The sequence below is a fragment of the Leucobacter fengyongliangi genome (genome assembly GCF_050971685.1).
Taxonomy (GTDB): domain Bacteria; phylum Actinomycetota; class Actinomycetes; order Actinomycetales; family Microbacteriaceae; genus Leucobacter.
In genome coordinates, this window is record NZ_JBPCEU010000003.1 from 92,602 (window position 1) to 105,421 (window position 12,820).

General features: G+C 61.8%; 11 protein-coding genes and 2 pseudogenes. 1 reads left to right on the forward strand and 12 read right to left on the reverse strand.

The genetic code is table 11. The annotated features are described in order from the left end of the window. Positions 1–15: 15 nt before the first annotated feature. The 9 genes and pseudogenes from ACR0R4_RS03350 to ACR0R4_RS03390 form a co-directional block, all read right to left on the reverse strand. Positions 16–1,140 carry an ABC transporter substrate-binding protein gene (locus ACR0R4_RS03350; RefSeq protein WP_433645925.1) on the reverse strand — a complete coding sequence of 375 codons (1,125 nt, stop codon included), beginning with the start codon at positions 1,138–1,140 and terminating at the stop codon, positions 16–18. Between the two features lie 81 nt (positions 1,141–1,221). Then, positions 1,222–1,371 (reverse strand): hypothetical protein, encoded by a 150-nt coding sequence (locus tag ACR0R4_RS03355; RefSeq protein WP_433645926.1) that lies wholly within the window; start codon positions 1,369–1,371, stop codon positions 1,222–1,224. Positions 1,372–1,389: 18 nt separating this feature from the next. Continuing rightward, on the reverse strand, positions 1,390–2,769 hold the full coding sequence (locus ACR0R4_RS03360; protein ID WP_433645927.1) for a trimethylamine monooxygenase: 1,380 nt from the start codon (positions 2,767–2,769) through the stop codon (positions 1,390–1,392). A 210-nt stretch (positions 2,770–2,979) separates the two neighbouring features. Further along, on the reverse strand, positions 2,980–4,098 hold the full coding sequence (locus ACR0R4_RS03365) for a bifunctional 2-methylcitrate synthase/citrate synthase (RefSeq protein ID WP_433645928.1): 1,119 nt from the start codon (positions 4,096–4,098) through the stop codon (positions 2,980–2,982). 19 nt (positions 4,099–4,117) lie between these two features. After that, entirely contained in the window at positions 4,118–5,017 is a 900-nt protein-coding gene (prpB, locus tag ACR0R4_RS03370) for a methylisocitrate lyase (protein WP_433645929.1), read from the reverse strand. Between the two features lie 10 nt (positions 5,018–5,027). Beyond that, positions 5,028–6,566 (reverse strand): MmgE/PrpD family protein, encoded by a 1,539-nt coding sequence (locus tag ACR0R4_RS03375; protein WP_433645930.1) that lies wholly within the window; start codon positions 6,564–6,566, stop codon positions 5,028–5,030. After that, positions 6,563–7,285, reverse strand: a complete 723-nt coding sequence (locus ACR0R4_RS03380) for a GntR family transcriptional regulator (protein ID WP_433645931.1) — start codon at positions 7,283–7,285, stop codon at positions 6,563–6,565. The genes ACR0R4_RS03375 and ACR0R4_RS03380 overlap by 4 nt, the downstream gene beginning before the upstream one ends. Positions 7,286–7,357: 72 nt before the next feature. Beyond that, a pseudogene (locus tag ACR0R4_RS03385) lies at positions 7,358–8,198 on the reverse strand (solute carrier family 23 protein). Positions 8,199–8,346: 148 nt separating this feature from the next. After that, the gene (locus ACR0R4_RS03390; protein ID WP_433645932.1) at positions 8,347–8,718 is read right to left on the reverse strand and encodes an FKBP-type peptidyl-prolyl cis-trans isomerase; all 372 of its coding nucleotides are present in this window, start codon (positions 8,716–8,718) and stop codon (positions 8,347–8,349) included. A 163-nt stretch (positions 8,719–8,881) separates the two neighbouring features. Here ACR0R4_RS03390 and ACR0R4_RS03395 point away from each other — a divergent pair. Beyond that, positions 8,882–9,730: pseudogene (locus tag ACR0R4_RS03395) on the forward strand (fumarylacetoacetate hydrolase family protein); the annotation flags it as partial. Between the two features lie 12 nt (positions 9,731–9,742). On the opposite strand, the gene ACR0R4_RS03400 reads toward ACR0R4_RS03395, so the two are convergent. The 3 genes from ACR0R4_RS03400 to ACR0R4_RS03410 form a co-directional block, all read right to left on the reverse strand. Further along, entirely contained in the window at positions 9,743–11,206 is a 1,464-nt protein-coding gene (locus tag ACR0R4_RS03400; RefSeq protein ID WP_433645933.1) for an aspartate ammonia-lyase, read from the reverse strand. A gap of 132 nt (positions 11,207–11,338) precedes the next feature. Next, positions 11,339–12,205, reverse strand: coding sequence for a M48 family metallopeptidase (locus ACR0R4_RS03405; protein ID WP_433645934.1), 867 nt, complete (start codon positions 12,203–12,205; stop codon positions 11,339–11,341). Positions 12,206–12,217: 12 nt separating this feature from the next. Then, positions 12,218–12,787 carry a LemA family protein gene (locus tag ACR0R4_RS03410; protein ID WP_433645935.1) on the reverse strand — a complete coding sequence of 190 codons (570 nt, stop codon included), beginning with the start codon at positions 12,785–12,787 and terminating at the stop codon, positions 12,218–12,220. Positions 12,788–12,820: the final 33 nt, after the last annotated feature.

Here is a 12,820-nt window from a genome sequence, read left to right on the forward strand (position 1 = left end):
TCCCGATTCGGCAAGTTAGCCGATAACGCCGGGCCACGCAGCGGCGAGCAACTCGTTCGCTGCGGTGGTCTGCGCCTCATCCGCGCTCACGAGTTCCTCTGGAAGACCACCAACTGCCTTCAGGATGTCTGCATCAACCGAGCCAGCTGCTTCCATCGCGGCAAGACGCACCGGGAAGGCGCCGCTTTCGAGGTAGAGGTTCTGCACGGTGTCGCTGAAGATCCACTCCTGCCATAGGCGGGCAGCAGCCGGGTTCGGCGCGTCGATGTTGATCGCCTGATTGTAGTAGGCACCGTACGCAGCACCGGGCAACACCAGGTTCTCCCAGGTGGGCACGTTCTGCTTCTCGGCGATGTTGTTGTACGACCAGTCGAATACCACTGGGGTCTCACCCGAGGCGATCGTCGCGGGGGTCGGATCGACTGTCAGGAAGTTGCCTGCAGCGTTCAGATCGGCGAAGAAGTCGATGCCGGTCTGGAAGTCGTCGAGGCTGCCGCCGCCCTGCACGGTGGCGAGGCCCACACCCGCGAACGCGGCTCCGGCCTGGGTCGGGTCGCCATTGAGCGCCACGGCACCCTTGTAGCCCTCGCCCAGGAGGTCATCGAGTGATGCCGGGGCATCGACCAGATCTGCATTGTAGCCGATCGACATCAACCCCGTGTAGTCATTTACCCAGAGGCCGGTGGCTTCCTTGTTCTCAGCGGGAATGTCGTCCCAGGTCTGCACCTGGTACGGGGCAAAGTAGTCGAGGCTGTCGAGCGCGACAGCCGTGCCGAGGTCGAACACGTCGGGGGCGGTGTCTTGACCCTTGAGGTTCTCGGCGGCCTGAATCTCCTCAGCGCTTGAAACGTCGGGTGAGGCGGAGTTCACGGTGATTCCGTACTCGTCCTCGAACGCGGCGATGATCTTGCCGTAGTTGGCCCAGTTTTCGGGAAGCGCGATCACATTCAGTTCGCCCTCGGCCTGCGCCGCGGCGACCAAGGCCTCAAAGCCGCCGAAGTCCTCGGCGCTCGTGGCAGTGGCTGCATCGACGGTGGCCCCGGCATCGGGCGTCTCGGTCGACCCCGAGCTGCAGGCGCTCAGGCCGAGCAGCGCCACTGTGGCGATTACTCCGGTAGCGATGAGATTGCGACGAATCACGGTAGTCCTCTCGTGGCCCGCCCCGCCCGCCGATTCGCAAGCTCAAAGGGTCGAGCACCAGAGTGAGCCTAGGGATCCCGATCAAACGAACGACCACCCCGACATGGCCTGCACCTGACGCAAGAGTGAACGACATCTGAATGCCGCCCACCCGTGCGAGGCTGCGGGCTCAGGCGACGCAGCACTGAGAATCACCCGAGACTGCAGACACGCATCATGCGACTTCGTCACGTCTGCAGTCTCGTGATGTCAGGCGGCCTTCAGGCTGCTTTTCTCACCGTCCGGCTCTGGAGTCGACAGGTAGCGCTCGACGCTGTCATCGAGTTCCGCAAGCCACGGGGTGTGATGCTTGGCCGCCAGCGTTCCCGTCAGGACCGAGCGGTAGACCTCGTCTCGATAGCGAAGAATATCGCGCTTCTTATCTGCCTTCCACGCGAGGAAGATTTCCACAACCCGCTCGAGATCGAACATCGGGTAATCGGTTGCCTCAATGAGATCGCGCACGTAATCAGCCTGGAAACGGATCTCATCAGCCGGTGTCTGAATCGCTTCAAACCGTTGCATCCACTCGGCGATGTCAGCATCGCGAGCCCAACGTGCGGGCATGTCGCGCTCCCCTGTGATGAAATCACGCACCAACCAGGCCTGCGCATCGAACATGTTGAAGGTGAACCACTGATCTTGAGCACCCAGGTAGAACAGTGCAGGATTCTCATTCCACACCACGCCCTTGTAGAGCCCCGCGGGATACACGTTGTTCGGTGAATCGAGTGCCGCATCATCTGCAAGGAATGGGTAATTGTGCTGATAACCAGTGCACAAAATGACCGCAGCAACCACTCGGCTCGTGCCGTCGATGAAATGCACCGTGTTGCCGTCGAAGCGCTCCACCAGCGGCTTCTCTTCCATGCCCTCGGGCCAGTCATAGCCCATGGGTGCTGACCGGTAGCTCATGGTGACCTGTCGGGCACCCATCTTGTGCATTTGCGAGCCAATGTCTTCTGCTGAGTAGCTCGCACCAATCAGCAACACGTCCTGTCCGACAAGTGATTCCGCGCCACGGAAATCGTGCGCATGGCCGACGATCCCCGGAAAGGTCTCGATGCCGGCAAATTCAGGAATTCGGGGGAATGAAAAATGCCCGCTGGCAACGACCACGTGATCAAATTCCTCAACGGTGGTTTCGCCGCTGGGCAGGTGTTCGCTGGTGACAGTGAACATGCCCGAATCCTCGTCAAACGATGTGAGTCGCACGACGGTCTCGAAGCGCACAAGCCTCCGCACGTCGGTCTTTTCGACGCGACCGGAGATGTAATCCCATAGCACTGGGCGCGGCGGGTATGAGGAAATCGCGCGGCCGAAGTGTTCATCGAAGGTGTAATCTGCGAACTCCAGCACTTCCTTCGGCCCGTTAGACCAAAGGTTGCGGTACATACTTGAGTGCACCGGCTCGCCGTGCTGGTCCAGGCCGGTCATCCACGTGTAGTTCCATTGGCCGCCCCAGTCAGACTGCTTCTCAAAACAGACGATCTCTGGCACGTCGTGGCCGTTCCGTTCGGCTGATTCGAACGCCCGCAACTGAGCCATTCCGCTCGGGCCTGCTCCGATGATTGCTACACGCTTTTTCACGTAACTTCACTCCGATTCCGTATCCAATGTCCGCATGCAGAAGCAGCGTAGCCCGGAGCCGTGTGCACCGCTGAGGCACAAAAAAACCCTCGACAAAGAACTCGAGGGTGCGGACTAGGAGGCTTCGGTACTGTTCTGCATGTATACCCAGGATACCACGGGGCCATACTGTGCCTGCAGACGCACAGCATGGCTCCGCGGTCAGAGCAGTCACCCGAGGTGACGTTCGGCAACCCCGTTATAGGCAGACAGTGGGCGGATCAGCGCATTTGATCCTTGCTGCTCGATGATGTGCGCGGTCCAGCCGGTGACGCGGCTCGCCACGAAGAGCGGCGTGAAGACCTCCGTATCGAAGCCCAGCAAGTGATAGGCCGGGCCCGATGGATAGTCGAGGTTGGGATAGATCCCCTTGCGTGCGACGAAATCGGCCTCGAGTGCGTCGTAGAGGGCGATCAGCTCGGTTGCGCCGCGCTCTGCGATCAGCACGTCAAGCGCAGCTTTCATGGTTGGCACCCGGGAGTCACCGCTACGGTACACCCGGTGACCGAAACCCATGATCTTGCGCTTCGCAGCGAGCGCCTCGTCGAGCCACGACTTCACGTTCTCGGCTGCGCCAATCTCGGTGAAGATGTGCATGACGGCCTCGTTCGCTCCCCCGTGCAGTGCGCCCTTGAGCGCACCGATCGCCCCGGTAACCGCCGAGTAGAGATCGGACGTGGTGGAGGTGATGACGCGCGCGGTGAACGTCGACGCGTTGAAGGAGTGCTCCGCGTAGAGCACCATCGAGACCCGAAACACATCGATCGCCGCGGCGGACGGGAGCTCACCGAAGGTCATCCACAGGAAATTAGCCGAGTAGTCGAGGTCGTCGCGAGGGTCGACCAGTTCGAGCCCCCGACGCCTGCGCTGAATGTACGCGACGATGGCCGGGAGTTGCGCAAAGAGCCGCTCAGCCTTCGCGAGGTTCACTTCCTGCCCTTCCGCGTTTGCGCCAGGGTCGAGCGACCCGATCGCGCTAACTGCACTGCGCGTGAGATCCATCGGGTGCGCCTGAATCGGCAACAGGTCAATCGTGGCCTTCACCGCGGGATCGAGGGCGCGCATCGCACGTTCCCGTGCTGTGAACGCGGAAAGCTCGTCGGCGCTCGGCAGTTCCCCGCGCCAGAGCAGCCACGCGACCTCCTCAAATGAGCACTTGGCCGATAACTCCTGCACGGGGTACCCGCGGTACAGCAGCGAGTTGCTCTCAGGGTTCACCTTCGAAATCGCCGTTTCGTCGACGACCACCCCGGCGAGGCCTTTTCTGATTTCTGTCGCATGTTCAGTCATTGCAGTTCCTCCTTGAACCCTATTTTTCGACCGAGAAGGTGAAGATGTTCGCGTCGAAGCCGGCATAGCTCTCATACTCGATGAGCTCGTAGAGATCAGCGCGGTGCTGCATCTCGTCGAGTCGGCTGGTGAGCGACCCCTCCACGGTGATCGTATCGAGCGCACGCGCAGCGGCCCCCATCGCCATCCGCAGCAGCGAAACGGGATAGATCACCAGGTTGATGCCCACCGATCCGAGCTGATCGGTGGTGAAGAGATCGCTCTTGCCGAATTCCGTCATGTTCGCGAGTACCGGTACATCGACCGCCGCACGAATCGCCGCAAACTCCTCGAGCGACCGCATGGCTTCGGGAAAGATTGCGTCTGCGCCCGCGTCGACGAGCGCCTTCGCGCGATCCTGCGCCGCGGCCAACCCGTCGACCGCCCGCACATCGGTGCGCGCCATGATGAGGAAGTTCGGATCCCGCCGCCCCTCCACCGCCGCGCGAATGCGGCGGACGGCGATATCGATACTGACGACCTCTTTCCCGTCGAGATGCCCGCAACGCTTCGGGTTGATCTGATCCTCAATGTGGAGGCCCGAGATGCCGGCGTTCTCCATCTCCTGCACCGTCCGGGCCGCGTTCATCGGTTCCCCAAACCCCGTGTCGGCATCGATCAGCGTCGGCAGCTCGGTCACGCGGGCGATCTGCGCGCCTCTTCCCGCGACCTCCGTCAGCGTGGTCAGGCCGATGTCGGGTAGCCCAAGATCGGCCGAGAGCACGGCACCTGAGATGTACACACCGTCGAAACCCTTCTGCTCGATGAGCTTCGCCGAAAGCGGATTGAAGGCACCGGGCACTCGCAAAAGCGTCCCACTCGCAAGCTCCTCGCGAAACCGCGCCCGCTTGGCCTCGGCTGTGTGAGTTGAATACAGCACGTGTGGCTCCCTAGAAGATTCCGACAGTGGATCGAACGGTGTCAAGGAGCCCCGGGCGCGCCTGGATCGTGAGACCGCCCAACTCAGCGCTGGTGAGTTCAGGGAGCCGCTGCGCGAGGTCGAGGAAGCGCTCGATCTCTGACTGCTCCAGCACCTCTTCTGCGAGCATGCGGAACTTCTGCACATACTGCTCGCGTGCGAAGGGCCGGGCGCCGAGCGGGTGTGCGTCGGCAACTGCGATCTGATCGCGGATCACGCGACCGTCGGTGAGCACAATCTCTACTGCCCCACCGAATGCCTTCTCGGCAATGTCGAGCGAGTGGTAACGTCGCGTCCATTCGCTGGCCTCAATGGTGGTGGTCTTATGCCACAGGTCAACGGTGTCGGGGCGTGCCGCGCGCTCGGGAGCGTAGGAGCGCTCGTGATGCCACTCGCCGTCTTGCAGGGCGACGGTGAAGATGTAAGGAATTGAGTGATCGAGCGTCTCGCGGCTCGCCGTCGGATCGTACTTCTGCGGGTCGTTTGCACCCGAGCCAATGACGTGGTGGGTGTGGTGGCTCGTCTCAATCACGATGCGGTCGACGTTCGCCGGGTCGCTGATCTCGGGGAACTCGCGATGCAGCTTCCGCGCCAGGTCAATCCACGCCTGTGCCTGATACTCGGCCGAGTGCTCCTTGGTGTAACTATCGAGGATCGCGCGCTTCGCTTCACCCTTCACCGGGAGCGGCACCTCGTATCGCGCATCCTTGCCGCCCAGCAGCCAGGCAATCACGCCGTCCTCTCCCTCATAGATTGGGGTCGGGCTGGTTTCTCCACGCATCGCCCGGTCGACAGACTCCACCGCGACCTTGCCGGCTAACGCTGGTGCGTGGGCCTTCCACGACGAAATCTCGCCCTTGCGTGACTGCCGGGTAGCCGTCGTGGTGTGCAGCGCCTGACCGATCGCCTGGAAGACGATCTCGGTGTCGAGGCCCAGCAGGGTGCCGATGCCGGCCGCGGCCGAGGGCCCAAGGTGGGCCACGTGGTCGATCTTGTGCTCGTGCAGGCAGATCGCTTTCACAAGGTCGACCTGAATCTCGTATCCGGTGAGAATTCCGCGCACGACGTCAAGCCCGGTCAGCGACCGCGCCTCCGCCAGGTGCTGGGCGACGGCGACGATCGCCGGAATGTTGTCGCCCGGGTGCGAGTACTCGGCCGCCAGGAACGTGTCGTGGTAGTCGAGCTCGCGCACCGCCACACCGTTCGCCCACGCTGCCCACTCGGGCGAGTGCCGGTCGCTGGCTGCGAGGCCAAAAATAGTGGATCCCGATCCACCCGTCGATGCGGGATGCTGCTGCGCTTGCTGGCGCGCTGCGCTGGGCGCAGATCGAGTGAGCGATGCTGCTGCCACCGATGCGTTGTCAATCACCCGGTTCACCGCCATGTCGACCGCCTCAGGGTCGAGCGGAGCGCGGTCCGTGGCCACCTCCGCGATCTTCCAGGCCAGCTGTTCGGTTCGCGGCAGGGATTCTTCGCTGCGGTAGACGCGCACGGGGTGAAGTTCGGTCATGCTGATTCCTTTGCAGAGGTGAGAGTGGTGTGATCTGACGAGAGTTCGGCTTCCCGTTCGGCGAGACGTTTCCGTGCGTGGTCCAGGCTTCGATGCAGATGCACACGCACCGCGTTCGCTGCGAGCTCGGGATCGCGCCACGAGATAGATTCGGCGATCTGACGGTGCTCGCTCGCCGACTCGGCGAGGCGCGCGGGCCGATCCTGCGCCAGCCGACGTACCCGGGCAAGCCGCAGCCGTACCTGGGCGAGCGAGGCGGCCAGCGCGGGGCTTGCGGCAGCCGCATCGATCGCCAGGTCGAGTCGCGCTGCGAGACCATAGGTGGCCTCCCGATCGGCCATCGCACCATCGGGCCCGGGAAGAGACGCGGCAAGCACCGCGAACTCGTCAGCGAGCCGCGTGAAGGTCTCGGGATCGCCGCGGAGTGCGGCGAGCCGGGCAGCTTGGGTGTCGAGACCCTCACGCAGTTCAGTCAGCGCGGTGACATCTTCCGGCGAAATCGGCGCGACGGCCACGCCGCGCGCCCCCTCCGGCACGATCAGTCCGTCGGCCAGGAGCCTTCCGACTGCTTCGCGCAGCGGTGTCCGGGAGACCCCCAACCGGGCTGAGGTCTCAACCTCGGCGATCACCTCGCCAGGCGAGAGCGCCAGTTCGAGGATCTCCTGCCGCAGCATGCGGTAGGCGCGATCGCTCGCACGCTCGGCCAATTCTCGTCCCATGTATACATGGTGATTCAAAAAGTCGCTTTAGTCAAACTAAATGACTACCCATGTATACAAGAGCCTGTGCGCTCAGCCTGCGACCAGCGACTCAATCGGCCCACGAGCAAAGAAGACGACGAAACCTGCCGCCACCACCCACAGCAGCCAGTGCACGTGGCGTGACTTGCCTGACAGCGCGTTGATGATCACCCACGAGACAAACCCCGCGCCAATGCCGTTGGCGATCGAATAGGTCATCGGCATGACGGTGATCGTGAGAAAAACGGGAAGCATCACAGTGAAATCGGTGAGCTTGATGTGAGTGATCTGAGACATCATCATCGCGCCGACGATCACGAGCGCCGCCGCCGCAACCTCGGTCGGAACGATCTGCGTGAGCGGCGTGAAGAACATAGCCGATGAATGCGATGAACAAACCGATACCCACGGTGATCGCAAGCTTCAGCTCGACGGGCACCGCGTCAAAGATCATCCGGCGCAGGCCGGTGACGGCGAGCAACACAATCAGCAGGCCGTTGATCACGACGATCGCCATCGCCTCCGGCCACGTCACCTGCCCCACCACCGAGAAAGCCAGAAACGCGTTAATACCGAGGCCAGCCGCAAACGCAAACGGAAGTCGAGTGACGAGACCGAAGAGGATCGTCATCACCCCTGCGGTCAACGCAGTGACTGCGCTGACCGCGGCGAACGGCAACGAATCTCCGTTGATGTCGACACCGCTAGAAAGGATGATGGGGTTCAAGATGACGATGTAGGCCATCGCGACAAATGTGACCAGGCCACCGCGCACCTCACGCCCGATTGTCGAGCCGCGGGCGGTGATTTCGAAATAGCGGTCAATCACGCCTCCCGACTGCCGCAGTTGCCCCGTTCGGGCATCCCCAGGCAGCGCGGTCTCCGCCTGCATATCAGCCGTGGGCTCAGTCTCTGCCACTTCAATTCCCGTTTCCCAGTTCCGCCGGTCAAGGATTCGACGGTATCACTCAGTGCACGCCCTGGAACGCAGAATGCCCGCCACCAAGTAGGCAGCGGGCACACGTCGAGACAGGTCTGCGTTAACTCACACCGAGCAGATCGATGACGAAGATGAGGGTCTTGCCCGCGAGCGGGTGACCACCGGTGGCACCATAGGCCTGAGCGGGAGGCACGATGAGCTTGCGTCGGCCACCCACCTTCATGCCGGGGATGCCGAGCTGCCACCCCTGGATCAGAGAACGGAGGGGGAAATTGATCGATTCGCCACGACCCCATGAACTGTCAAATTCTTCGCCCGATTCAAAGTCGACACCGAGGTAGTGCACGTCTACGGTTGAACTGGCGAGCGCCTCTTCCCCGTTCCCCTCGACAACTTCGATGATCTGCAGTTCAGTGGGCGCGGGCCCGTTGGGAAACTCGATTTCGGGCTTGGTCAAGGCTGAATCACTCATGCATCCATTCTGTCCGGTTTCCGACCATCGCGGGGCGAACGTTCGCTGTCAGGGAAAGTTGCCCGGGAGTGTCCTTCCCATTGTCGCCAACCACACACGATGTGAGGTATCCATAGTGCCTGTTCACCAAGTGGCTCTCATCCGAATGCAATAGCCTGAGGACGTGAAGTTTGCGCATGTGACCCGGGCAGGGAGTCGTCAGCCGGAACTCGTCATCGTTTCAGGTGATCGTTTCGTCGCGATGAAAGATATGGAAGAGCCGTTTTCGACGCTGCAGGAGTTGATCGAGGCAGGTCCAGAGGCGTGGAGTCGAGTGCGCGCGCGCGCCGCGGAGTCTCCCGCTGCCTCGCCGCTCGGCGATGCGTCCTTTGCATCCGCGGTGCTGGATCCCCCCATCGTGCTGGCCGTAGGGCTGAACTATGACGAGCACGCGAGCGAACTCAACCTCGACAATGATTCCGGCCCCGTGCTGTTTTCCCTGTTTCCCAATTCGCTGAATGGTCACGGGCAGGATGTTCCGATCCCCACCCACTTAAGCGAAGAGGTGGACTACGAGGGCGAACTCGGGGTCATTATCGGGAAAGCGGCGAAGAACGTTCGCGTTGAGGATGCGCTCGACTACGTGTTCGGATACACCGTCGTGAACGACATCACCGCCAGAAACATCCAGTTTTCCGAGCCGCAGTGGTCGCGGTGCAAGTCGTTTGACGGCTTTTCTCCTGTTGGGCCGGTCGTGGTGACCTCAGATGAGATCCCAGATCCGCATGCGCTGCACCTCACCACAGATGTCGACGGGTTGCGGGTGCAAGATTCCACGACCGAATTCATGATTCGCTCAATCCCCCAGCTCATCGCCGCGATCTCGCAGTCGTTGACACTGTTGCCCGGCACGCTCATCTCGACGGGTTCGCCGGGTGGTGCAGGCCGCTCGCGCAAGCCGCCACTGTACCTCATGCCAGGCACCGAGGTGACCGTCACCATTGAAGGTATCGGCTCGCTGACCTCGCACTGCGTGCGTGCGCGGTTAGACCTCGCCGCGTTCGCTTTCAATGTGCGGGATGGGTCCGGTCTCTGGAGCAGGCTCGAGCCCCGCGAGGCGGGCTGGCTGCAGGATCTCGGCCAGCTGCTCGGCGTTCAAAAGACCGCGTGAGATCACGAGCTCGGCGACCTTCGCGTTCGTGGCGAGAGCTTCCTTTGCGAGCTTCGAAGCTTCCGCGTACCCGATGACGGGTGCCAAGGCGGTGATGACCGTGACCGAGCGAGCGACGGTGTCGGCCAGATGGTCTTCATTCGCGGTGATGCCGTCGACGCAGTTGACTCGGAGCGTCTGGCACGCGCGCTCAAGCCAGGTGATGGACTGGAAGAGCGAGTGAGCGATGATCGGCTCGAACGCATTGAGCTGCAGCTGACCTGCCTCCACCGCCATGGAAATGGTGACATCGGCACCAGCAACGGAGTAGGCCACCTGAGAGACGGCTTCCGGGATCACCGGGTTGACCTTGCCTGGCATGATCGACGAGCCCGCCTGACGCGCCGGAAGGTTGATTTCACCGAATCCGGCCTGCGGCCCGGAGGAGAGGAGCCGAAGGTCGTTCGAGATCTTCGAGAGTTTCAGTGCGCTGCGCTTGAGCGCACCAGAGAAGGTAATGAACACGCCCGTGTCGCTCGTCGATTCGACAAGGTCGCCCGCGCTGACAAGCTCGAGGCCCGTGATGTCTCGAAGGTGGCGCACGACGGCTTCCTTGTATCCACGGGGTGCGTTGATTCCCGTGCCAATTGCGGTGGCGCCCATGTTGACCTCGAGCAGGAGGGTGACAGCTTCCCTGAGCCGATCGATGTCCTCGCGCAGCGTCACCGCGAACGCGTTGAACTCCTGTCCCAGTGTCATCGGCACGGCATCTTGCAGCTGGGTGCGACCAACCTTGATGATGTGGGCAAATTCACGACCCTTTGCGGCGAACGAATCTGCCAGAAGTGCAAGTTCGTCGAGCAAGCTCGTGAGGGAAAAAGCAAGCGCGATCTTGATCGCGGTGGGGTACGTATCGTTCGTCGACTGACTGTGGTTCGTGTGATCGTTCGGGTTAATGAACGAGTAGTCACCCTTCTGACGGCCGGCAAGCTCGAGCGCGCGGTTGGTGATGACCTCGTTCGCGTTCATGTTGGTGGAGGTGCCGGCACCGCCCTGCACGACTCCAACGACGAACTGATCGAGCAGCATGCCGCTCTTCACTTCCTCGCAGGCGCGATCAATCAGGGTGACCCGCTGTTCGTCCAGTGCGCCGATCTCGAGGTTGGCCCGCGCCGCAGCCTGCTTGACACACGCAAACGCGCGCACAAAGTCTGGATAGACCGAGATCGGGCGGCGAGCGATGGAGAAGTTCTCTTGCGCTCTCGCGGTGTGCACCCCCCAGTACGCGGCGGAGGGCACCTCAACACTGCCAAGCGAGTCGGTTTCAGTGCGGGTCTGGGATGACAGGAAGTCACTCACGGTATTCGGCTCCGAAGATAGACGTGAGCGGCGGAACGAGCCGCCGCAGTACGGCACCAAGCCTACCCGGCTCCGGTGCCGAGTTGGGCATGCGCGCGGCCTGTTCCGAGCACTACTTGGCGCGGGAGAATGCTAGAACTTGCCACCCATGTCGAGCAGTCGACGGATTCGATCAGGAATCGGCGGGTGGGTCGCAAACAGCCGCTGCGCGAGCCCGGGCTTCAGCGGGTCCGCGATCCACAGGTGAGCCATGCTGCTGCTCTGTTTTTGCAGCGGTCGCCCGTATTCAGAGAGCTTGTGTAGGGCACTTGCGAGTCCCTCGGGATTGCGCGTGGTGAGCGCGCCGGTTGCATCAGCCAGGTACTCGCGTTGTCGGGAGACTGCCAACTGCACCATGCTCGCGACGATCGGCGCTACGACCATGGCGACAAGCCCGAATATCAAGACCACCGGGTTGCTGTTGTTGCGGCTAAAGAAGGCAATTCGAACAAACATGTCTGCGAGCATGCCCACCGCCACAACGAGCCCATAGACGATCATCGACACACGAATGTCATAGTTGCGCACGTGACCGAGTTCGTGCGCCATGACGCCTTCAAGCTCGGCATCGGTCATGATCTCAAGCAGCCCGGTGGTCGCCGCAACCATGGCGTTCTCGGGATTTCTGCCCGTCGCAAAGGCGTTTGGTGCCGGGTCAGTGACCAGGTAGACCTCCGGCATCGGAGTGCCCGTGGTGATAGCCAGGTTCTCAACTATGCGGTAAAGCCTCGGGTTATCTGCCTCGGTGATCTGCCGAGCGCCGCTCATCGCGATCGCCTGCTTGCCCGCCGAGAAGTACTGGAAGGCCGCGTAGCCGCCCGCGAAGAGCACCACCCAGATCACGATTGCTGCCGAGTTGTAGATGTGCGACGCGAGAAGACCGAGCCCGGCGATAATTACGAGGAAAAGCAGAATGATGAGGACGCTATTGATCTTATTGCGCCGAATTGCGCGATACACCGCGGCCTCCGCTTAGAACTGGATACGCGGCGGTTCCGAAATTGCCGCGACATCTTCGACCTCGAAAAACTCGCGCGCCGTGAAGCCAAACATCTTTGCAAAGATGTTGTTGGGAAAGATCTGAATCTTCGTGTTCAGCTCACGCACGCCGCCATTGAAGAATCGGCGAGCCGCCTGAATCTTGTTCTCCGTGTCGACGAGATCGCTCTGGAGCTGCAGAAAGTTCTGGCTCGCTTGCAACTGCGGGTAGGCCTCTGCCACTGCGAAGATGCTTTTCAAGGCCTGCTGCATGTGACCCTCTGCGACCGAGGCCTCTGCCGGGCCCTGCGCCGAGATCGTCTCGGCCCGAGCCTGGGTGACCGATTCGAAAACGCCCCGCTCATGAGCCGCGTAGCCCTTGACCGTCTCAACGAGGGTGGGGATCAGATCGGCACGACGCTTCAACTGCACCGTGATGTCACTCCACGCCTCGTCGACCCGAACGCGCAGGGTGACCAGCGAGTTATACGTTGCCCAAACATAGATGCCCAGAATCACAATGATTCCGACGGCGACAAGGATTGCGATCAGTGAGCCACTCATGGTCGGAATCCTATCTGTGTCTTCCCCGAATTC